Below are 20951 nucleotides of genomic sequence, written 5' to 3'. Positions count from 1 at the left end.
ATAATCCTCTAACTGTTTTCATGGAATGAGTATGAATTTCAAAGGCGTCATTTTCGATCTCGATGGAGTCATCACCGGCACGGCCAAAATCCACAGCCTTGCCTGGGAAGCGATGTTCAACTCCTTTTTGCAGAATTACGCCGAGGTCAACAATGAGCCTTATGTCCCTTTCGATCCGGTGCACGACTATCTGAAATATGTGGACGGCAAACCGCGAATGGAGGGGGTCAAGAGCTTCCTCGCGTCAAGAGATATTGAAATTCCGTACGGCGAACTCGACGACATTCCCGAAAAGGAGACCGTCTGCGGACTCGGCAACCGCAAGAACAGCCTCTTCACCGAAATCCTCATCAAGGAAGGTCCCGAGGTATTCCAAACTTCGGTGGAGTTCATAAAGGCGCTCAAGGCCCGCGGCATTCGCATCGGCATCGCCTCGTCGAGCCGCAACTGCCAGCTCATCCTCCGGCTCGCAAAACTTGAAGACCTTTTTGAAACACGGGTTGACGGCGAGGTCTCCATCGAGCTGAAGCTGAAGGGCAAGCCGAATCCCGATATTTTTGTCACCGCGGCGGCCAACCTCGGCCTCGAACCGCACGACTGCGTTGTGGTCGAAGACGCCATTTCGGGCGTCCAGGCCGGGGCAAAGGGCAATTTCGGGCTGGTGCTCGGCATCGCGCGCGAAATCGAAGGCATCAAGCTCAAGGAACAGGGCGCGGACATCGTAGTCAGAGACCTCGGCGAAATCACCATCGAGGAGATTGATAAGTGGTTCGACACAGGGCTCGAACATGAGGGATGGAATCTCCGCTACGATTCGTGGTCGCCGAAAGACGAGCGGCTCAGAGAGTCGCTGACCACCACGGGCAATGGCTACATGGGCGTGCGTGGCGCATTCGAAGGCGGCATGACCTCGGCGCATCACTACCCCGGCACCTATCTGGCGGGTGTGTTCAACAAGCTTCCGTCGAAGGTGCACGGCCAGACCGTCTGGAACAACGACATGGTCAACGCACCCAACTGGCTGCCCATCGAGTTCAGGATCGGTAACGGCGAGTTCATCAATCCGCTGGAGCAGAAGGTTCTCAGCTACCGCCAGAATCTCGACATGCGCCACGGCGTGATGGAACGTGAAATGGTGATTCAGGACACGCTCGGCGACATCACCCGGATCAGGAGCAAGCGCTTCTGTAGCATGGACAACCCGCATATCGCGGCGATCCGCTACACCATCCAGCCGGTCAACTACTCGGCAGAGATCGAAATCCGCTCGACCATCGACGGACGGGTGCAGAACCGCAACGTCCTGCGCTATAACAGCCTTTCGACAGATCACCTCGAACATGTCGATCATGGCCATTCGGGCGAAGATGAGGGTGTCTTCCTGCACGTGCGCACGAGCCATTCCAAAACCGATATTGTCACTCACGCCAGAACGACGCTCCGCTGCGGCTACCACGCCAAATCGGTCTGCAAAGGCAGCATCACCAGCAGCCCGCGCTGGATCAGCGAACATTTCCGCCTCCAGGTATCGGCTGAGCGGAGCTGCTCGATTGACAAGGTGGTCTCCATCCATACCTCCCGCGATGCCGGTCATCACGATCCGGTTTCAGCAGGCCGCGAGAGCCTCGCTTCGGCAGGCAGCTTCGACGAGTTACTCGAACGCCACATCGAAGCCTGGGATAAAATCTGGCAGAAGACCGACATGAAGATCGACGGCGACCGTTTCACCCAGAAGGTGATCCGCCTGCACATCTACCACCTCGTCTCAACCACATCGCCTCACAACGTCAACATCGACGCCAGCATTGCCGCCCGCGGGCTGAGCGGCGAAGGCTACCGCGGCCACTACTTCTGGGACGAAATCTACATCATGCCGTTCTTTATCCAGCACCTGCCCGAGGTCGCTCGAGCGCTGCTGATGTTCCGCTACCACCACCTCGACGCGGCCCGCGAGTACGCACGTGACAACGGCTACCGCGGCGCGATGTATCCCTGGCAGACCGCCGACGACGGACGCGAGGAGACGCCGACCATCCACTACAATCCGAAGAGCGGCGCCTGGGATCCCGACCTGAGCTGCCGTCAGCGGCACGTCTCGATCGCGGTCTTTTACAACGCCTGGCGATACGTGCACGACACCGGTGACACGGAGTTCCTGAACAACTACGGTGCCGAGATGATGTTCGAGATCGCCCGTTTCTGGGCCAGCATCGCCACCTTCTCGCCGGATGACGGGCGCTACCACATCGAGGGCATCATGGGGCCGGACGAGTTCCACGAGGAGCTTCCAGGTTCGGGCAAGCACGGAGTGAAGGACAACTCCTACACCAACATCATGACCTCCTGGCTGCTCGAAAAAGCGCTTGAAATCAGCCAGAAGCTCGACCCTTCAGTGATGGATGGTCTGATGGAAAAGATCGGTATCGGCCACGACGAGTTCATGCTGTGGCGCGACATTTCGAGCAAGATGAACGTGCTCATTGACCAGAACGGCATCCTTGAACAGTTCGATGGCTACATGGGACTCAAGGAACTCGACTGGGAGCACTACAAACTCAAGTACGGCAACATCCACCGGATGGACAGGATTCTGAAGGCCGAGAACGACTCGCCCGACCACTACAAGGTGGCCAAGCAGGCCGACGTCTTGATGACATTCTACACGCTCGCTCCGGCGGAGGTTTGCGCCATTCTCGAAAAGCTCGGCTACCACGTTGCCGACCCGCTCAGGTTCGTGCGCGACAACTACGCGTTCTACGAACCGCGCACCAGCCACGGCTCGACCCTGAGCAAGGTGGTGCACTCGATTATTTCAAGCTACCTGCTCAACGGGCATGAAACGGCATGGAACTGGTTCATCGAAGCGCTGCGGAGCGACATTCACGATACACAGGGCGGCACCACGCCTGAAGGCCTGCACTGCGGCGTGATGGCGGGAACCATCGACACCGTCACCCGCTACTTCTCGGGCATCGCTTTCCACAAGAACATGCTAAACATCAAGCCCAACCTCCCGTCGCACTGGAGGCGCATCGAGACAAATCTCAGTTTCCAGAAGAGCTGGTACAGGATTGTCATCACCCCCCAAAGTGTCTCGGTCACGCTGACCGAATCGGATGCCAACGAACTGCCGGCCTTTATCGGGGGCCGCTCCGTCACCCTCAAAAAAGGTGAGGAACTGACCGTCCAGCTCGACTGAACGTAGTGCACCGGGAGGGAAGCGAAACCCTCCCGGTTTTGTTATTTTAACCTGAAACGCTATATACTCAAGGTTTATACTTACGGGCACTTCACCCTTTGACCCACAACAGCATATGCGGCTCTCGAACTTTCGATACACCCTTCCCAAAACACGAATCGCCGATCACCTCGAATCGCCCCGCGACGCCTGCAAGCTGATGGTTTTGAGCCGTCGCAAAAAAGAGATAGAGCACAAAGTGTTCACCGACATCGTCTCCTACTTTAAAAAGGGCGATCTGCTCGTGGTCAACAACAGCCGTGTCTTTCCGGCCAAAATTTTCGGCCAGAAGGAGAAAACCGACGCCAAGATCGAAGTCTTCCTGCTCAGGGAGCTGAACAAGGAGGCCGGGCTCTGGGACGTGCTGGTCGATCCGGCCCGCAAGGTTCGCGTCGGCAACAAGATCTATTTCGAGGATGACGTGGTGGCCGAGGTGGTGGACAACACGACGTCGAGAGGCCGCACGATCCGTTTCCTCAATCCGGACATCGACGTGTTCCAGATGGTCGAAAAGATCGGCCACGTGCCGCTTCCTCCCTACTTCACCCGGAAACCGAAGGAATCGGATCGCGGCGACTACCAGACGGTGTACGCAAGCCAGACTGGCGCAGTGGTTGCGCCGATGGCCGGGCTGCACTTTACGATGCCCCTGTTGCAGCAACTCCAGAAAATCGGTGTCAAGATTCTGCCCATCACCCTGCATCCAAGCCTGAGCACCTTCAACGCCATCGAGGTCGAGGATGTCTCGAAACACAAGATGGACTCCGAGTACTTCAACATCCCCTACCAGACGGCCATGGAGGTCAACGAGACCAAAATGAACAAGTCGGGCCGGGTGTTCGTCGTCGGCACCACCACGTGTCGCGCGCTCGAAGCCAACGCGACGGTTGAGGGTAAGATCAAGTTCGGTCAGGGCTGGACCGACAAGTTTATCTACCCGCCCTACAACTTCAAGGTCACCGACGCGCTCATCACCAACTTCCAGCAACCGGAAACGACGCTTATGATGGTGGTCAGCGCTTTTGCCGAGCACCGCTTGCTCATGGAGGCCTACAAGACCGCGCTCAAGAACAACTACCGCTTCCTCGCCTACGGGGACTCGATGCTCATCATCTGACGCTCATGAAAACCGTTGTTATCATCGCCGCCAGCGGCGTCGGCAAACGCATGAAACTCGATGGAGGCCTCAGCAAGCAGATGCTTGAAATCGGAGGCCAGCCGGTTATTTGGCACACCATGAAAGCGTTTCAGGAGGCCTCGACCGTCGAGTCGGTCTATATCGCCACGCTGCCCGACAGCATTCCGGTTTTCGACGAGATTGCAAAAGCAAACGGATTCACAAAGATCAAGGGCATCATCGAAGGCGGCAAAGAGCGACAGGACTCGATCGGCAACTGCATGAAACTGATCGAACAGGAGATCGAAACCTCAGGAGTGATACCCGACGCGATCCTTGTGCACGACGGCGCGCGCCCCTTCATCCAGCCGGAGGAGATCGACGACATCGCGCAGCTCTCGGCGATACACGGCGCGTGCGTGCCCGCCACAAAGCCCAAGGACACCATCAAGTACGTCGGCTGCAATCCGGAGATTTTCGGCGAAACGCTCGACCGCAGCCGCCTGCTTCAGGTACAGACACCACAGGGATTTGCCCCCGCAAAGCTCATCGAAGCTCACCGCCTCGCCGCCGAAGAGCAGTGGTACGCCACCGACGACGCAGCGCTCGTGGAGCGCTATTTTCCACAGCAAGCGATTCGCATCTACGAAACCGGCTACCACAATATCAAGATCACCACGCCCGAAGATGTCTTCATCGGTGAAGCGATTCTTGCCGGACTGAAAGCCAGAAAATCCAAAAATTAATTCATCTCGGTTCTTGCTTTTAGAAAGGCGACACCGTATATTATTGGCCCTTAAGGTGAGGTAGCTCAGTTGGTTAGAGCACAGGATTCATAACCCTGAGGTCGAGGGTTCAACTCCCTCCCTCACCACTTCAACAAGCACCCGCTTGTCTAACCGGCAAGCGGGATGTTTCGGACAAGCGGGTGTAACTCAGTTGGTAGAGTGTTTGCTTCCCAAGCAAAATGTCGCGAGTTCGAATCTCGTCACCCGCTCTCTGGCAGCTCCGGAAATCTCCGATTCGACCGTACCTCTCCAGACCAACCATTGCTTCCCATGACAAAGGATTCGATTTTTACCGTTCCGGTCACGCCCGAAGAAGTCAATGCGTCTCAGATCATCGAAGGCCAGATGGCCCGCCATCTTGGCATCGAAATCACCGCTGTCGGCCCGGACTCCATGACGGCTTCAATGCCCGTCGATCACCGTACCATCCAGCGCATCGGCATCCTGCACGGCGGCGCGTCGCTCGCACTCGCTGAAACAATCGGCAGCATTGCCGCTTCCTACTGCGTGGATCGCGAGAAGCAGTTCATCGTCGGTCAGGAGATCAATGCCAACCACCTCCGCACCGTGCGCCAGGGCGAAAGCTCCGTGCACGCCACCGCCACGCCACTCCACCTCGGTCGCACCTCGCAGGTCTGGGACATCAAAATCCGCGACGATAAAGGCCGCCTGGTCTGCGTCAGCCGCTTCACGGTCGCCGTACTGGAAAAACGCGACTGAGAAATCAATAGCGATTGCGATAGCAACAAAAAGGTGTAACTCATTCCATCTCTTCTCATTGCGCGAAGCAGAGTAACGTGGCAATCCACGTAATACCTTTTCATTCGCGAATCCGATCGCAGCACTTTCGCCCCAGAGATAACCCGCACTGAATGTCCCCCTGTTTTTAAAGGCCTTTACAGGGTTTTTAGGGAAATTTTCATACTTTATAAGTTCATTCTGTAGTCCTTACCACTTATCCTCGAAAGGCATGCTGGCAGACGATCTTCAGACAGCCGAATCAACCTCGTTCCTCACGAATGGCGCTGCGCCATCTCTCGAAAAGCTCGCGGCAGAACAGAAGAGTAGAAAAAAATGGCTGCTCGTCCAGCCCAGGAGCCAGACCAGTATGATGGTCGATTCCGGCACGGTGAGTATGCCGCTGAACCTGATCATGGTCGCCACGCTGGCTAGCAAGTATTTCGACGTCACCTTCCTCGACGAGAGAACTGGCGACATCATACCGCAAGACTTCTCGGGCTACGATGTCGTGGCCATCACCTCGCGTACACTCAACGCAAAGAACGCCTACAGCATCGCCGACCGGGCCAAGGCGCAGGGAAAGATCGCGCTGCTTGGCGGCGTGCACCCGACCATGCTGATTGACGAAGCCACATCGCACTGCACCAGCGTCATTTATGGAGAGATCGAGTCGGTCTGGGAGGAACTCGCTACCGATATTTTCCGGGGCAAAATGAAGAGCGTGTACAAAGCCAGCGAGCTGAAGCCAATGACCGCCATGACGCCGCCCGACTTCAGCTTCGCACTCAACTCGCCGCACGCGAAAAAATACAGCAAGCTCATTCCGATTCTCGCCACCAAAGGGTGCCCGGTCGGATGCAGCTTCTGCACCACGCCCACCGTGTATGGCAAGAGCTTCCGCTACCGGGAAATGGAGCTGGTGCTCGACGAAATGCGCGCCCATCAGGATCGGCTCGGCAAGCAGCTCGTACGCTTTTCGTTCATGGACGACAACATCAGCTTCAGGCCGAAATACTTCACCGAACTGCTCGAAGGCATGGCCAAACTCGGCGTGCGCTGGAACGCCAACATCTCGATGAACTTCCTGCACAAGCCAGAGGTGGCCGAAATCGCCGGACGCTCAGGCTGCGACCTCATGAGTATCGGATTCGAGTCGCTCAATCCCGACATTCTCAAAAGCATGAACAAGGGGTCGAACCGCCTCCAGAACTACGAGGATGTCGTCAGCAACCTGCACAAGCACAAGATCGCCATCCAGGGCTACTTTATTTTCGGCTTCGACGACGACAGCGAAAAGAGCTTCCAGGCGACCTACGACTTCATCATGAAGAACCGCATCGAGTTCCCGGTCTTCTCTCTGCTGACGCCCTTCCCCGGCACCCCCTATTTCGAAGAGATGAAGGATCGGGTACGCCACTTCGACTGGGACAAGTACGACACCTACCACTACATGTTCGAGCCAAAAAAGCTCGGCGGCGAAAAGCTGCTCGAAAACTTCATCAAGCTCCAGCGTGAAGTCTATAAAGGCAGCGCCATCATGAAACGCATGCAGGGCAAGCCACTGAACTGGGTCTGGTTCGTCAACTTCCTCATGAACCGCTTCACCCGCAAGCTCACGCCGGAAATTTACCTCTGAGTTACTGAGAGGGCTGATCGCTCACAGAATACGCAGAAACAGAAAATCCCACAGGACGCAACGGTCTTGTGGGATTTTTTTCTGTGTCCCATTTTCATTAAAGGGGGTTTGCGAGCATCATTCTACGAAGTCGAAAGCGCTCGCACCCATTGACAGACTCAATCAGCGAATAAGAACACCGCGGAAACCGGTTATGAAAAACATAACCGGCGCCCACAGTCCTGAACGTTTAGAATCTCCTGTCACCATCTCTGCAATCATCTCGACGGTCATCACGGTGATCCCAGCGGTCATCCCGTCGGTCTCTCCAGTCCCGATCGTGACGATCTCTGAAACGATCCGGATGAATGCGTCGGTAATGGAAATCCCTGTACCTTCGGATGTCATCCCAGCGATATCTTCTGATTCTGTAGGGAAGCCTGCGATAGTCAACAATTACCCAACGGCCGTGACGATAATGGCTTGAACGATACCAGTATCCGTTATAATAGATGTAGTAAAATCCCCCATATCTGATGATATCGTATGGCCCTCCATACGAGATGGAGTAGCCAAGATTCGGCACATAAAAAAAGTCCGGGTTATAACCGACGACAAAGCCAGGACCGCCTATGTTGACGTTCAAGTCAACATCTGCAAGAGCTTGACCAGAGGGATTGAGAAAGAGTAACCCGGATGCAAGCGTTGCCAGTAATACATGTTTTTTCATCAGGTCTCCAGTTGTAGCTTTTCTTTCGTACAAACAAAAAGCAGGGTGTTGGAAAAGAGGGATATACAGTACAGGCCTTACAAGCTGTAATTAGCTTATGGTGGACGATGATAAAATTTTTAGAACCTTGACCTCCGGGATTTTAGTTCCTCCGTACAATTTTTATCCGAGTGTCAAGAGTACACCAAACCTCCCTGCTTTTGCCAGAGAACAGCCTGCAAAACAATTGAAAACCAAGTACTATCAACAGTGTGTTGCCCATTCAAACACCCATGACCTGCATCCTGCCGGTCATGATTCCTTAACAACCGATACGCCGCTTACCTGAACGGCTTGACCGCATTCCGGATTAATGGTAAGTTATTTCTGAAATTATTGTTGAGACAGATCAATTTTACGGAAACCCATGTCAGACAGCATCCTTTTTGCATTCTCACTCACCCTGCTGGCCGGTCTGGCAACTGGCATCGGCAGCATCATCGGTTTTCTGTCGAAGCAGGTGAACCCCAAAATGCTGACCATCTCTCTCGGATTTTCCGCCGGAGTGATGCTCTATGTTTCGATGATCGAAATCTTCGTCAAGGCAAGGGATGCCCTATCGATTGAGCTGGGAGCCAAAACGGGATATATCTGGACGGTTGTGGCATTCTTTGCCGGCATTTTTGTGATTGCGCTTATCGACAATCTGGTGCCAGCCTACGAAAACCCGCACGAGATGAACACCGAAAAAATCATCGAGGAGTCCTCGGAAAAAGACAAAGCCAAGTTGCTGAGAATGGGCTTGTTCTCTGCGCTGGCTATCGGTATTCACAATTTTCCCGAAGGGCTGGCAACCTTCATGAGCGGTCTGTCGAACCCGGCTCTCGGCATCAGCATCGCGGTCGCCATTGCGATTCACAACATTCCGGAGGGGCTGGCTGTCTCCGCGCCGATCTACTTCGCCACCAAAAGCCGGAAAAAAGCCTTCATACTCTCATTTCTCTCAGGCCTCGCCGAACCGGTCGGAGCCATTACCGGCTTTTTCCTCCTGCGCACCCTCTTCACCCACTTCACCTTCGGTCTGGTCTTCGCCAGCGTCGCAGGAATCATGGTTTACATCTCCCTCGACGAGCTCCTCCCCACCGCCGAAGAGTACGGCGAACACCACCTCGCCATCGGCGGCCTTGTCGGCGGAATGCTGGTCATGGCGGTGAGCTTGCTGCTGTTTTTGTAAATAGGCTCTTACTTCGAAGAAGAAAATGTTTCCAGAACAAAAAACTTCCACAAAACCGTGTGTCTTGTGGAAGTTTTCATTTACAACCAATATTTCAGATCATCCTGACGTTACTTCTCCTCTTCCGGCATCTCCACCCGAATGTGCAACTCTTTTAGCTGCTGGGCGGTCACTTCCGACGGAGCAGCCATCATGAGGTCCTGGGCGGACTGGTTCATCGGGAAGGCAATGACTTCGCGGATGTTCTGCTCGTCGCGCAGAATCATCACCAAACGGTCGAGGCCGGGGGCAATGCCTCCGTGCGGTGGAGCGCCGTGCTTGAAGGCTTCGATCATGTGGCCGAAGCGGGCGTCAACCTCTTCTTTCGAGTATCCGGCAATCTCGAAGGCTTTGTACATAATGTCGGGGCGATGGTTCCTGATTGCGCCGCTCGAAAGCTCGATACCGTTGCAGACGATGTCGTACTGATAGGCCAGAATGTCGAGTGGGAACTTGCTTTCGAGCGCCTCCATCTCGCCCTGCGGCATCGAGAAGGGGTTGTGCGAAAAGTCGATCTTTTTGGCCTCCTCGTTGTACTCGTACATCGGGAAATCGACAATCCAGCAGAAGGACAGCTCATCTCTGTCGAGCGGGAAAATGTCGGCGAAGTAATTTCTCATGCCGCCCATGATCTTGCAGGTCTTCTCCCACTTGCCCGCGCCGAAAAATACTACGTCACCGGTCACAATGCCGAGGCGCTTCTTCAGCGCGTTCATCTCGGCTTCGGACAGGAACTTCACCACCGGCCCTTTCGGCCCCTCTTCCCTGAACTGGATGTAGGCCAAGCCTGCCGAACCCAGCTCGCGGGCACGCTTTTCAGCCTTGTCATAAAAGAGGCGCGACTCGCCACCCATGCCTTTCAGCACCATCGCCTTGATGCAGGAGCCTTCGGCAGTGTTTGATGCGAACACCTTGAAGCCGGAGTTGACGAACAGTTCGGTCACGTCCTGAATCTCCAACGGAATACGCAGGTCGGGCTTGTCCGAACCGTAGCGGTTCATCACATCCTTGTAGCTGATGCGCGGGAAGGGAAACTGCGTAATGCGCTTCTGCGACATGTTCTCGACCAGGTGCTTGAACATACCTTCAAGAATGACAAACAGGTCGTCCTGCTCGACGAAGGACATCTCGATATCGATCTGGTAGAACTCGCCGGGGCTACGATCGGCGCGAGCATCCTCGTCGCGGAAGCACGGCGCGATCTGGAAGTAGCGCGGAAATCCGGCAACCATCAGAAGCTGCTTGAACTGCTGCGGTGCCTGCGGCAGCGCATAGAACTTGCCGGGATGCAGGCGGCTCGGTACGAGAAAGTCGCGTGCGCCTTCGGGCGAACTGGAGGTGAGAATCGGCGTCTGGATTTCGATGAAGTCGAGATCGGTGAGGTATTTCCGGACGGCGGCGGTGAGCTTGCTGCGGAAGATGATGTTCTCGTGCAGCTTTTCGCGGCGAAGGTCGAGAAAGCGGAACTTGAGGCGCATCTCCTCGGAGGTCGGCATGTCGTCGGCCACCGGGAAGGGAAGCGGATTGGCGTTGCTCTCGATCTGGATCGTGCTGACAACCACCTCAATGGCGCCCGAAGCGAGACGCGGGTTGACGGTGGCATCGGAGCGGAGCACCACCTTGCCCTCGGCGGAGATCACCGATTCAGAGTGCAGCGTTTCGGCAAGTTTGAACTGGCTTTCGTTTTCAGGCAGCACCACGAGCTGGCAGATGCCGGTGTGGTCGCGCAGATCGATGAAAATAAGACCGCCGTGGTCGCGGATGCGATGCACCCAGCCGCCGAGCCTGACCGACTCCCCCTCCGACTTGCGGTTCAACTGGCCGCAATAGTGTGTTCTGAATCTGTTCTGCAAACCCGTGGCCGTTGTTGGCTCCTTGCTCATATAAATCGTGTATAACCCGTTTTGAAAGCCCCTGGGGACTTGTAGTGAAAAAATGCCATGACACCGGCCAAAGCCGAATCGCGACGTTAGTAAAGACGACCCTGAATATCAGGATTTTCTGACGAATTGTAAAACCCCCTTACGCTCAGTAAACCAGCTCACCGCCGAACTCGGTGATCAGGAAACGCACGACCTCGTTGCTTTCCGCAAGTTCCTGAAACATGGTGAAGATGCTCTTCTCGCGCGTGCAAGCGTCGCGCTCGGCGTCGTAGCGTACGGCGAGTTTCAGCGGCAGCTTGTAAAAATCGGCCATCTCGCTTTCGAGGAGAGCGGAATCATGCTGAAGCTCTTCGAACGAAAACTTCCGGCAGCACCGAAGCGCCACTACGCCAGAAGGGCTGCACGACATCAGCTCGGATGAGTGAAGATGCGATACCAGAACCTGCAATCCTTTGGCCGAGAGGTGTTCGAGGAAGCGCCCCCACTCCATGCGCAACTGTTCGAGCACCGCGACCGGCGCACCACTGTCCGTCCCTGCAACGTTCTCCTCAACGCGCAACCGGTTTCTTGCTGGCAGATGCTGGTCGGCGTTGCTGCCAAATTTGGAGAATGCCTGCTTCCAGGAGCCGAGGTCGATGGCGGGGGCCGATTTCGTTTCGGCGCGACTGGTGGAGCGCTTCATGGCGGCGGGCGGCGGCTGTTCTGGAACCGGCGGCAATGCAGACGGAACCGCGGCGGACGCGGCTTTCGAGCGCCGGGCGGGCGGTTCGGGCTTCGATGCGGCAGCGGACGACGAGGCGGGAGCTAAAGGCTCAGGCTTTTTTTTTCGTCCGCCGGAGCGGTTGCCATCTGCGAAGTTCCCCGTCCAAGCTCGATCAACTTGAGCAGCGCCAGCTCGAAGCGGAACTGGTGCTCGGCGTAGAACTTCAGCTCGCGCTGAGTCTGCATGAGGAAATCGGTCATCGCCATGATCGCCGACGGCGTCAGCCGCAAGGCGTCGCGCTGGTAGCGCTCCTTGACCGGCTCCGGACGCTCGATCAGCTTGCTCGACCGGAGATTGTGGATGATGAGAAAGTTCCGGAAATGCTCGATCAGCTTTTCCAGAAAATCCTGCTCGTCGTAGCCGTTGCGGTTGACCATGCCCGCCACGTCGAGCATTGCAGCGGCATCGGCATTGGCGATGGCGTCGGTCACCATGAAAAAGTGTTCGTCGTCGATGTAGCTCAACAGCTCTGAGACCTTTTCGTAGCGAATGGCGCGCTCCCCCTCGCTGTCTATGGCAAAGGCGATCACCTGGTCAAGAATGCTCTGAGCATCACGCATCGAGCCCTGCGCCTTGCGCGCAATGAGCTGGAGCGCGTCAGCATCAGCGGTGATGCCCTCGGCGTCGCAGATCTGCTGGAGCTGGCCCTGAATGCGGTCGAGCGGAATGCGCTTGAAGTTGAAACGCTGGCAGCGCGAGGCGATGGTGGCTGGAATCTTGTGCAGCTCGGTGGTGGCGAAGATGAAGATCGCGTGCGGCGGCGGCTCTTCAAGCGTCTTGAGAAACGCGTTGAATGCCGCCGTCGAGAGCATGTGCACCTCGTCGATGATGTAGACTCGATAGCGTCCTTTCTGCGGGCCGTAACGCACATTCTCGCGAAGCAGGCGGATATCGTCAACGCTGTTGTTAGAGGCAGCGTCAAACTCGGAGATGTTCAGGCTCGCCCCGGCATCGAAGTCGCGGCAGCTCTCGCACACGCCGCACGGCTCGGTCACCTCCTTGAGATACTGCGGATCGTCGATCATCCGCTGGCAGTTGACCGCCTTGGCAAACACGCGAGCCGCCGTGGTCTTGCCCACGCCCCGAAGTCCCGAAAAGATGTAGCCATGGCCGACTCGTCCCATCCGCAGTGAGTTCTGAATCGTGCCGGTAATATGCTCCTGCGCGGTAATGTCGGCAAACCGTGAAGGCCTGTACTTTCGTGCTATAACCTGATAACTCATGAATCCTTTTCCATTGAATCGTTCACCAGCGCAATCAGCGGCGTCTGCATCACGCTCCTGAGTGCCTCGCGGACTTCTGTACGGAGCGGCTCGAATTCGCAACTCACCTGCTGCCCTCCCTCCGCGCACCCATCTCCATTGAAAAGCGCCCCCGGAAGCTTGGCGTAGAGGTCATACAAGGAAACGGTGTGAATATCTGCACTGATGGCAAGTCCTCCATCGGCGGTCTGGTGCAGAATCCCGTTCTGCTTCAGAAAATCGACGGCAAAACCCAATTTACTACGGTCGCCAATAATTTCCGATGCCAGAAGTTTTTTACCAGTCATAAAGCTTCCGGATAGCTGTGCACGCCACACTGAACGCAAGACGGCGACAACCTCTGGCAATCCCTGCAAGGGATCGAACTCCCGTGCGGGGCACACCGCCGGCCTGAAGTAGCCGAGCGAAAAGACAAACTCCGCGCCAGTCAGAACCACCACCCATTCGAGGTATATCCAGAAAAAGAGCATCGGAACGACCGAAAGCGCGCCGTAAATATGCTCGAAGGTGGCGAAACTCGAAACGTAAAAGGTGAACCACCTCTTGGCAAGCTCGAAAAGCACGGCGGCAAGCACGCCGCCGGCCAGGGCGTGGGTAAAGCGAACCTTGCGGTTCGGCACAAGCATGTAAAGCAGAAAAAAAGCGATGGCCGAGTTGAACAACGGCACATACGAAAGCACTCTCGTTTTCATTTCAAGCAGCGCCCCCTCGGCAAACACCGAATACCAGACGTACGAGCTGGCAAGAACGCTGGTGCCGATAAAAACCGGGCCGAGCGTCAGCACCGTCCAGTAGAGCGTGAACCCCTGCAACCTCCGGCGCGGGGTTTGCACCTCCCAGATATCATTGAGCGTCTGATCGATGGTCGAAATCAGAAACAGAACAATGACGATGAGAAAAAGACCGCCAACAGTGGAAAGCGAAGAGGTTTTATCGATGAACTCCCAGAGATAGCCTTTCAGGATCAATCCCTTGGCGGGAGCGAAATTCTGGAACAGAAAATCGCCAATGTACTGTTTGAGCGAAGCAAAAACCGGAAAAACCTTCAGGATCGACAACGTCACCGCCATGAGCGGCACAAGCGAAAGCAGGGTCTGAAACGCAAGTGAACCGGCGCTCATGAGAATTCGGTCGTGAACGAAGTGCCGCGCCATGAACGACAGGTACATGCCCGGCACCCGCAACCGCTCATGCTGCAGCAGCGACGAAACCGGTGAATTCTTCTTCGTATCCGACATACCTGCCTGTTACGGTTCAAAAGCCTGCGCCATGCACTGTTTTCGGGTCACGCCGGGAGACATTATTTCAAAGTAGAGAACGGCAGCAACAAAAAAAGCCCCCGGTTTGAGGCCGGAGGGCGAAAACATGACTGTTTGAAAGCAAATGCTCAGGCTACCTGGATGTAAACTGAAGCTTTTACGTTGCAGATCGGGCAGTGCTCTGGCGGTGCGCCGAGTTCGATGTGGCCACAGACCGGGCAGAGCCAGATTTCAGTTTCAGCCAGGTCCTGTCCTGCCTTGACCGCTTCGAGTGCTTTGCGATACAATGCAGCATGCACCTTTTCGGCCTCCACGGCGAAACCGAACATGCGCTTGGCTTTGTGCCCTTCGGCTACGGCCTGCTCGTACATCGGCGGATACATTTCGTTGTGCTCGTAGGTCTCGCCGCCGATGGCAACTTCGAGATTATCGGCGGTCGAGCCGATGGTGTCGTCCGCGGCAAGGTGGCCCTGCGCGTGGATGCGCTCGGCCTGAGCGGTTGTGCGGAACAATTTGGCCACGTTCTTGAAGCCCTCTTTCTCGGCTTTCTCGGCGAAGGTGGTGTACTTCATGAACGCCTGGCTTTCACCAGCAAAGGCGTTTTTGAGATTTTCGTGTGTCGTCGGCATAAAATGAATGATGAATTATGAGTTATGAATGGCAAATTGAAAATCATTTCCGCAGGAAGACTCCGAGGTCTTCGAGCAAGGATTGGAGATCCTCTTCGTGCTCGACCTCGTCCTGAAGAATCTGCACGGCCAGGTTGTAGGTGACCGGGTCTTTCATGCCGATCTCCTGAATGATGCTGTTGTAGGTGGTGATGGCGCACCGTTCACCGGAGATGTTCTGTTCAAGGATCATCTCGACGAACTTGTCGGTCGGTTCGGCGTAACCGCAGTTGGTCCACTCGAACCACTGCTTCGGGCTGGTAAGCGGCGTGCCGCCAAGCTGGATAATGCGCATGCTCACCATGTCGGCATGACGCAGTTCGTCGGCAGCGTGCTGCAACAGCTCGGCAATCACGGCATCCTTCATTGGTCCCTCCACGATCTTGGAGCCGATCCAGTACTGGTAATAGGCAAGCCACTCGTCTGCAAAGGCCTTGTTCAGCAATTCGAGTACGCGATCGATGGAATCGCCTACAATTTCACGTCCTCTGGTTCCCATGGCGATATTGATTTTGATTGAATGGGGTTACTGGTTTGTAGTCCCGATCCCCGCGACTCGAAGCGGCAGGGATTTTGATTACTCATAATACTCCTAATTTTTTGAATGAGTTCCAAGCATTTACCAGTAAAGCACCAAAATGAACGATCAGCCGTCATCAGAGAAACACCTCTCCTCATGCGAAAGCGATGAATTAAGAGAGAAGATTGCCTATATTCTGAAGTGGAGATCAGATCGATACTTGCTTTCTCCGCGCTGCTTTTTCAATTCTCGGAGCCTGACCGACTGATTGGCAAGGCGTTCCAGTCGAGTCAACAGATTGTCACATGGAATTCACTCACCTCGACGACAGCGGTATGGTCCGCATGGCGGACGTTTCCGCAAAACCGCCGACGCGCCGTGAAGCGCGAGCTTCCGGGCGCATTGTCATGTTGCCGGAAACCATCGCGCTGCTCCGCCGGGAGGAGCTGCCAAAGGGCAACGTGCTAGCGACGGCGAAAATCGCGGGCATCCAGGCGGCCAAACAGGCCTCGGCGCTCATTCCGCTCTGCCACCAGCTCAACCTCTCGTGGATCGACATAGAATTCGAGATCGGCGACGACTCGATCGGTATTGCGGCAACCGTCATCACGCGGGAATCGACTGGTGTGGAGATGGAGGCACTGACCGCCGTGTCGGTCGCGGCGCTGACCATTTACGACATGTGCAAGGCGGTAGATAAAACGATGGAAATCAGCAGCATCCGGCTCGACCGCAAAACCGGCGGCAAGTCGTCGTTCAAGATGGAGTACCAGCCTCGCACGGCGATTCTCGTCATGTCGGACTCCATCGCTGCTGGCTCGGCGACTGACCGTTCCGGCGCGATTTTGCGCGAAGGTCTCGAAAAAGCTGGATGCGCGGTCGAGGCGCTCACGATTGTGCCGGATGAACCGGCGGAGATCGTCACGACGGTCGAAGCGTGGATCGAGAGCGGCGTCGAACTCGTCGTCACCTCCGGCGGCACGGGACTTGGGCCGCGCGACCAGACCATCGAAGCGCTCGCTCCGAAATTCACCCGCCGCCTGCCCGGCGTGGAGCAGGAGCTGTTCCGGTGGGGGCAGGGCAAGACGCGAACCGCGATGCTCTCGCGCCTCGCCGTCGGCGTGATCGGCAGCACGGTGGTCGTCTGTCTGCCGGGCAGCGCAGGCGCGGCAAAGGACGCGCTCGAAGCGCTCGTGCCGGGCCTTTTCCACGCATTCCCGATGCTCAAGGGGGAGGGCCACGCATGACCAGCGTTCACGAAGCTCACGAAATTATCGCCGAAACGACACGCCTGATCGATGCCACGGTCTCCGCCCCGCTCCTCCAGCTTCGGGGGCGCGTGCTTGCCGAGGATGTTCGCGCTGGATTCGCGATGCCGCGCTTCACCAACGCCGCAATGGATGGCTTCGCCGTGCGATTCGGCGAAATCGCCGGAGCCTCGAAAGCCGCGCCGGTCAAGCTGCCGGTGTCGCAGGAGCTGGCCGCCGGAGTGCTTTCGACGATGCCACTCGCACCCGGAAGCTGCGCGAGAATCATGACTGGTGCGCCCGTGCCAGAGGGAGCCGACACCGTCGTGCCGTTCGAAGAGACCAGCGGCTTCGGCAGTGAGACCGTCGAATTTTACAAAGCGCCGAAAAAGGGCGCGAACATCCGCCACGCGGGCGAGGAAATTCAGCCCGGCGCATTGCTCGCCGCCGCCGGAACCCGCATCACACCCGCCGAGATCGGCCTCTTCGCCACCTTTGGCATCGCCTCGGCGCTGGTGCGGCGGCAACCGCGAGTATCGATCATCACCGTCGGCGACGAACTGCGGATGCCCGGCGAAAAGATCGAGCCGCTCGCCATCTACAACAGCAACCTGCCACTGCTCAAAGCGTGCGTCGAAGCTGCCGGGGCGCAGGTCACGCAGACGCGCCAGTTGCCGGACGACCGGCAAGCGATTCGCGAGGCGCTCGCGTCGGCCATCGAAGAGTCGGAGATGATCCTCACCGCAGGCGGCATCTCGACCGGCGAGTTCGACTACATGTACGAAGCACTCGAAGCCCTCGGCGTGGAGCAGAAGTTCTGGAAGGTGGCGCAGAAACCGGGCAAGCCGGTTTACTTCGGCGCGACCGCTTCGGACAAGCTCGTCTTCGCCCTGCCGGGCAACCCGGTCTCGGCGCTCGTCTGCCTGCTCGAATACGGCCTCCCCGCGCTCGCCCGGATGCAGGGCGCGACGCCAGCGCGGAAGTTCACGGCGACGCTCGACGAGCCGTTCCCGGTGGATCGCAAGCGCCACCGATTCCTCTTTGGGAAGCTCCGCGCCGAATCGAGCGCGCTTCGCTGCCAGCTCTCGGCGCAGACCGAGTCGCACATGCTGACGGCGCTCTCGGGCGCAAACTGCGTGGTCGAAGCGCCACCAGCCGCCGAACCGCTCCCGCCCGGATCTCCGGTCACTTGCACGCCGCTTCCGTGGACGAACGAATTCTGAGATGTTCCATCCGTTTGAAATTGCCCTCTGCGGCCTCTCTGGCTCCGGTAAGACGACGCTCGTCGAAAAGCTGATCCGCCACTTTAGCGCTTATGGATTCGAGGTCGCCGCAGTGAAGCACGGCTGCCACCGCTTCGAAATCGACCGCGAAGGCAAGGACTCTGACCGCTTCCGGAAGGCGGGCGCGGTGCCGGTACTGATCGCTGACCGCGAAAAAGAGGTGCTCATTTCGCAAGGAACGGGACGACTCGACATCGCCGGATCGACGCTCGACGCTGATCTGCTTTTCATCGAAGGGCTCAAGGAGCTGCCCGTGCCGAAGCTGCTCCTGATCGACGAGCGGCGCAAGATGCTCCCGCTGCTCGAAACGGGCGCAATTCCGCAGGTGCTCGCGCTCGTACACGACGGAAACAGCAACGGACTCGAACGCTTCAGCCTGTCGCTCTTCCAACGCGACGACGTGACGGGAATCAGCGATTTCATTGCCGAGTTTTTCAGCCGGACAGCCAAAAGCCTTCCGCTGAATGGCCTCGTGCTCGCGGGCGGGCGCAGCTCGCGCATGGGGCGCGACAAGGCCCAGCTCCGCTACCACGGAGCGAGCCAGCTCGAACATATGGCGACGCTGCTTGGCAGCGTCTGCAACGAGGTTTTCGTCTCGTGCCGGAGCGAGCAGCTCGGCAGCTATGCGGAGGCCGGACTTCCCGCAATTGCGGACAGCTACCTCGATTTGGGGCCGCTCGGCGGCTTGCTCTCGGCGCAGCGCCAAGCTCCCGGCGCCGCATGGCTCGTGGCTGCGTGTGACCTGCCCTTCATCGACGAAGCGGTGATCGCGGCGCTCCAGGCGACGCGAAATCCCTACCGCTTCGCCACGGCTTTCGCTGGCGACAAAGGCTGTCCAGAGCCACTCTTCACGATCTACGAGCCGAAATCGCGCAGGCGGCTGCTCGAAAGTCACGCTGCAGGCAACGACTCGCTTCGCTCGTTCCTCATGCACTCGCGAGTTGAACTGATCGAGCTGGACGATACGTCGAAGCTCTGCAACGTGAACGACCCGGCGGCGATGGATGAAGCACTGCGGGCAATCGGAAGGGGCGGCGAATGAAGCACGAGCCAAACGAGCGACAGCCAATGCTAACCGACCGGTTCGGACGCGTCATCGACTACGCGCGCATCGCCGTCACCAGCGCCTGCAACCTGCGCTGCGCCTACTGCCTCCGGGATGAAGCTGGCGCGCCGCAAAAGACCCAACAACTCGATATGAACGAAGCCTGGCGACTCATCCGCGTTCTGGCCGGAATGGGCGTCAGGAAAATCCGCTTCACCGGCGGCGAACCACTGCTGCATCCCGGCATCACGGAGCTGGTGAAGCTCGCCAAATCGGCGCCCGGCATTGAGACCGTCAAAATCACCACTAACGGCGTGCTGCTCGACCGGCAGCTCGACGCGCTCGTCGAAGCCGGGCTGGACGGCGTCAACCTCAGCCTCGACACCCTCGACCGAGAAAAGTTCATCTCGATCACGCGGCGCGACCGCTTTGAACAAGTCAGCCAAGCGCTTGACCGGCTGATCACAACGCCTGGTCTTGCCATCAAACTCAACACCCTCCTGCTCCGAGGCATCAACAGCGACGAAATACCGGCCTTCGTCGAACTGACACGCGAACACGACGTGACCGTTCGCTTCATGGAGCTGCAACCTTTCGACGACCAGCAAATCTGGCGCACCGGCAGGTTCATGGGAGCAGAGATGATCCGCAAGCAGCTCGTTGGCGCATACCCGGAACTCAAAGCCGTCACCGGGCACTCGACCGAGCACTACAGTTTCCGCCTGCCCGACCACCGCGGATCGATAGCGATCATCCCCGCATTCTCCCGCAACTTCTGCAGCAGCTGCTCGAAGCTCAGAATCACCGCCGACGCCAGACTGATCAGCTGCCTCTACCACCACGAAAGCATCGACCTCGCGCCGGTACTGAAAGGGAAAATGAATGAAGAGGAGATAAAAAAGTGGATCATCGAAGCCGTGCAGCAAAAACCAAAAGACGGCCTGAAAAGCAGCCACGACACCGCTGCATCAAGCATGTCAAGGATTGGAGGGTGAAGAGCGAATTATGAATGAATAATTTCAGGCCCAAAATCCATAAAACCAATACAGCTAATACATTTTATACCAACAACGCACATAAAACACATTAAACAAACTTTACAATAGCGCTTCCGGGTGCTAACTTGCCACCAGCAAGCACTTTACAGAAAATGCCTTCGCGCGGCATGATACAGTCTCCAGTGGCCTGCTGGATCGGGCAGCCACCGTTGTGGCACTCCTTGCCGACCTGGGTTACTTCAAGCACAACCTGTTCGCCAACCAGCAAGCGGTCGCCGATGACAAGTCTGGCAAGATCAATACCCCGCGTTACAAGGTTCTCGCCGAACATTCCATAATCGAGTTCTGGCATCTTTTCGCGCACCAGGTCGATACTCTCGCCCGCCAGCAGCGAAATCTGCCGGTGCCAGTCGCCCGCATGAGCATCCCCCTCGATCCCCCAGCTTTCCCGGAGTTTCGCCGACGGAACCGGCAACTTTACCGTTCCTTTTTCAACACTGACACAAATTGCTTCGAGAACGCCCATGGGTCACTTGATTGCT

The 20951-nt window shown here is 57.0% G+C and carries 18 protein-coding genes, 2 tRNA genes and 1 pseudogene; 12 read left to right on the top strand and 9 right to left on the bottom strand.

Features of this window, described 5'->3' with window-relative positions:
• The first annotated feature begins 25 nt into the window (after positions 1–25).
• From NY406_RS03285 to NY406_RS03255, 7 genes are all read left to right on the top strand, one after another.
• Entirely contained in the window at positions 26–3199 is a 3174-nt protein-coding gene (locus NY406_RS03285) for a beta-phosphoglucomutase family hydrolase (protein ID WP_260633326.1), read from the top strand.
• Between the two features lie 115 nt (positions 3200–3314).
• Positions 3315–4355 (top strand): tRNA preQ1(34) S-adenosylmethionine ribosyltransferase-isomerase QueA, encoded by a 1041-nt coding sequence (gene queA, locus NY406_RS03280; protein ID WP_260633325.1) that lies wholly within the window; start codon positions 3315–3317, stop codon positions 4353–4355.
• A 5-nt stretch (positions 4356–4360) separates the two neighbouring features.
• Positions 4361–5101: a 2-C-methyl-D-erythritol 4-phosphate cytidylyltransferase gene (locus NY406_RS03275; protein ID WP_260633324.1), complete on the top strand. Its 741-nt coding sequence runs from the start codon at positions 4361–4363 to the stop codon at positions 5099–5101.
• A 54-nt stretch (positions 5102–5155) separates the two neighbouring features.
• Positions 5156–5229, top strand: a tRNA-Met gene (locus tag NY406_RS03270).
• A 50-nt stretch (positions 5230–5279) separates the two neighbouring features.
• A tRNA-Gly gene (locus tag NY406_RS03265) sits at positions 5280–5352 on the top strand.
• A gap of 61 nt (positions 5353–5413) precedes the next feature.
• Positions 5414–5863, top strand: coding sequence for a hotdog fold thioesterase (locus NY406_RS03260; RefSeq protein WP_260633323.1), 450 nt, complete (start codon positions 5414–5416; stop codon positions 5861–5863).
• A 250-nt stretch (positions 5864–6113) separates the two neighbouring features.
• Entirely contained in the window at positions 6114–7520 is a 1407-nt protein-coding gene (locus NY406_RS03255; protein WP_260633322.1) for a B12-binding domain-containing radical SAM protein, read from the top strand.
• Between the two features lie 162 nt (positions 7521–7682).
• Here the strand turns inward: NY406_RS03255 and NY406_RS03250 are convergent, their stop codons facing one another.
• Together NY406_RS03250 and NY406_RS11275 are read right to left on the bottom strand one after the other, a co-directional pair.
• Positions 7683–7907 (bottom strand): hypothetical protein, encoded by a 225-nt coding sequence (locus NY406_RS03250; RefSeq protein WP_260633321.1) that lies wholly within the window; start codon positions 7905–7907, stop codon positions 7683–7685.
• A 79-nt stretch (positions 7908–7986) separates the two neighbouring features.
• A pseudogene (locus tag NY406_RS11275) lies at positions 7987–8229 on the bottom strand (hypothetical protein); the annotation flags it as partial.
• 406 nt (positions 8230–8635) lie between these two features.
• Here NY406_RS11275 and zupT point away from each other — a divergent pair.
• Positions 8636–9442 carry a zinc transporter ZupT gene (zupT, locus tag NY406_RS03245; RefSeq protein ID WP_260633320.1) on the top strand — a complete coding sequence of 269 codons (807 nt, stop codon included), beginning with the start codon at positions 8636–8638 and terminating at the stop codon, positions 9440–9442.
• A 110-nt stretch (positions 9443–9552) separates the two neighbouring features.
• On the opposite strand, the gene aspS is transcribed toward zupT, so the two are convergent.
• The 6 genes from aspS to NY406_RS03215 all read right to left on the bottom strand — a co-directional run bounded on the left by aspS (position 9553) and on the right by NY406_RS03215 (position 15815).
• On the bottom strand, positions 9553–11364 hold the full coding sequence (gene aspS / locus NY406_RS03240; protein WP_260633319.1) for an aspartate--tRNA ligase: 1812 nt from the start codon (positions 11362–11364) through the stop codon (positions 9553–9555).
• 145 nt (positions 11365–11509) lie between these two features.
• Positions 11510–12046 carry a DNA polymerase III subunit gamma/tau gene (locus NY406_RS03235; RefSeq protein WP_260633318.1) on the bottom strand — a complete coding sequence of 179 codons (537 nt, stop codon included), beginning with the start codon at positions 12044–12046 and terminating at the stop codon, positions 11510–11512.
• A gap of 122 nt (positions 12047–12168) precedes the next feature.
• On the bottom strand, positions 12169–13350 hold the full coding sequence (gene dnaX, locus NY406_RS03230; protein ID WP_260633317.1) for a DNA polymerase III subunit gamma/tau: 1182 nt from the start codon (positions 13348–13350) through the stop codon (positions 12169–12171).
• Complete coding sequence (locus NY406_RS03225) at positions 13347–14627, bottom strand: YihY family inner membrane protein (RefSeq protein WP_260633316.1); 1281 nt, start codon at positions 14625–14627, stop codon at positions 13347–13349. The genes dnaX and NY406_RS03225 overlap by 4 nt, the downstream gene beginning before the upstream one ends.
• Positions 14628–14776: 149 nt before the next feature.
• Positions 14777–15277: a rubrerythrin family protein gene (locus NY406_RS03220; RefSeq protein ID WP_260633315.1), complete on the bottom strand. Its 501-nt coding sequence runs from the start codon at positions 15275–15277 to the stop codon at positions 14777–14779.
• 43 nt (positions 15278–15320) lie between these two features.
• Positions 15321–15815 carry a ferritin-like domain-containing protein gene (locus NY406_RS03215; protein ID WP_260633314.1) on the bottom strand — a complete coding sequence of 165 codons (495 nt, stop codon included), beginning with the start codon at positions 15813–15815 and terminating at the stop codon, positions 15321–15323.
• Positions 15816–16141: 326 nt separating this feature from the next.
• On the opposite strand from NY406_RS03215, the gene moaCB reads away from it, so the two are divergent.
• From moaCB to moaA, 4 genes are read left to right on the top strand one after another with little or no spacing between them, the layout of a single operon-like run.
• Positions 16142–17083, top strand: coding sequence for a bifunctional molybdenum cofactor biosynthesis protein MoaC/MoaB (gene moaCB, locus NY406_RS03210; RefSeq protein ID WP_260633313.1), 942 nt, complete (start codon positions 16142–16144; stop codon positions 17081–17083).
• Positions 17080–18306 carry a gephyrin-like molybdotransferase Glp gene (gene glp / locus NY406_RS03205; protein ID WP_260633312.1) on the top strand — a complete coding sequence of 409 codons (1227 nt, stop codon included), beginning with the start codon at positions 17080–17082 and terminating at the stop codon, positions 18304–18306. The genes moaCB and glp overlap by 4 nt, the downstream gene beginning before the upstream one ends.
• 1 nt (position 18307) lies before the next feature.
• Positions 18308–19408 carry a bifunctional molybdenum cofactor guanylyltransferase MobA/molybdopterin-guanine dinucleotide biosynthesis adaptor protein MobB gene (mobAB, locus tag NY406_RS03200; RefSeq protein WP_260633311.1) on the top strand — a complete coding sequence of 367 codons (1101 nt, stop codon included), beginning with the start codon at positions 18308–18310 and terminating at the stop codon, positions 19406–19408.
• A gap of 26 nt (positions 19409–19434) precedes the next feature.
• Complete coding sequence (gene moaA, locus NY406_RS03195; RefSeq protein WP_260633310.1) at positions 19435–20406, top strand: GTP 3',8-cyclase MoaA; 972 nt, start codon at positions 19435–19437, stop codon at positions 20404–20406.
• 91 nt (positions 20407–20497) lie between these two features.
• Here the strand turns inward: moaA and NY406_RS03190 are convergent, their stop codons facing one another.
• Positions 20498–20935 (bottom strand): MOSC domain-containing protein, encoded by a 438-nt coding sequence (locus tag NY406_RS03190; protein WP_260633309.1) that lies wholly within the window; start codon positions 20933–20935, stop codon positions 20498–20500.
• Positions 20936–20951: the final 16 nt, after the last annotated feature.

The organism is Chlorobaculum sp. MV4-Y (genome assembly GCF_025244685.1).
GTDB lineage: Bacteria > Bacteroidota > Chlorobiia > Chlorobiales > Chlorobiaceae > Chlorobaculum.
This window is presented reverse-complemented; position numbering and strand designations above follow the sequence as displayed.

Coding starts and splice junctions, on each gene's coding strand:
- NY406_RS03235 (WP_260633318.1), bottom strand. CDS start 12,046: ATGAAGCGCTCCACCAGTCGCGCCGAAACGAAATCGGCCCCCGCCATC.
- glp (WP_260633312.1), top strand. CDS start 17,080: ATGACCAGCGTTCACGAAGCTCACGAAATTATCGCCGAAACGACACGC.
- zupT (WP_260633320.1), top strand. CDS start 8,636: ATGTCAGACAGCATCCTTTTTGCATTCTCACTCACCCTGCTGGCCGGT.
- NY406_RS03190 (WP_260633309.1), bottom strand. CDS start 20,935: ATGGGCGTTCTCGAAGCAATTTGTGTCAGTGTTGAAAAAGGAACGGTA.
- moaCB (WP_260633313.1), top strand. CDS start 16,142: ATGGAATTCACTCACCTCGACGACAGCGGTATGGTCCGCATGGCGGAC.
- NY406_RS03220 (WP_260633315.1), bottom strand. CDS start 15,277: ATGCCGACGACACACGAAAATCTCAAAAACGCCTTTGCTGGTGAAAGC.
- NY406_RS03250 (WP_260633321.1), bottom strand. CDS start 7,907: ATGACATCCGAAGGTACAGGGATTTCCATTACCGACGCATTCATCCGG.
- NY406_RS03255 (WP_260633322.1), top strand. CDS start 6,114: ATGCTGGCAGACGATCTTCAGACAGCCGAATCAACCTCGTTCCTCACG.
- NY406_RS03215 (WP_260633314.1), bottom strand. CDS start 15,815: ATGGGAACCAGAGGACGTGAAATTGTAGGCGATTCCATCGATCGCGTA.
- dnaX (WP_260633317.1), bottom strand. CDS start 13,350: ATGAGTTATCAGGTTATAGCACGAAAGTACAGGCCTTCACGGTTTGCC.
- NY406_RS03225 (WP_260633316.1), bottom strand. CDS start 14,627: ATGTCGGATACGAAGAAGAATTCACCGGTTTCGTCGCTGCTGCAGCAT.
- mobAB (WP_260633311.1), top strand. CDS start 18,308: ATGTTCCATCCGTTTGAAATTGCCCTCTGCGGCCTCTCTGGCTCCGGT.
- aspS (WP_260633319.1), bottom strand. CDS start 11,364: ATGAGCAAGGAGCCAACAACGGCCACGGGTTTGCAGAACAGATTCAGA.
- NY406_RS03260 (WP_260633323.1), top strand. CDS start 5,414: ATGACAAAGGATTCGATTTTTACCGTTCCGGTCACGCCCGAAGAAGTC.
- moaA (WP_260633310.1), top strand. CDS start 19,435: ATGCTAACCGACCGGTTCGGACGCGTCATCGACTACGCGCGCATCGCC.
- NY406_RS03275 (WP_260633324.1), top strand. CDS start 4,361: ATGAAAACCGTTGTTATCATCGCCGCCAGCGGCGTCGGCAAACGCATG.
- NY406_RS03285 (WP_260633326.1), top strand. CDS start 26: ATGAGTATGAATTTCAAAGGCGTCATTTTCGATCTCGATGGAGTCATC.
- queA (WP_260633325.1), top strand. CDS start 3,315: ATGCGGCTCTCGAACTTTCGATACACCCTTCCCAAAACACGAATCGCC.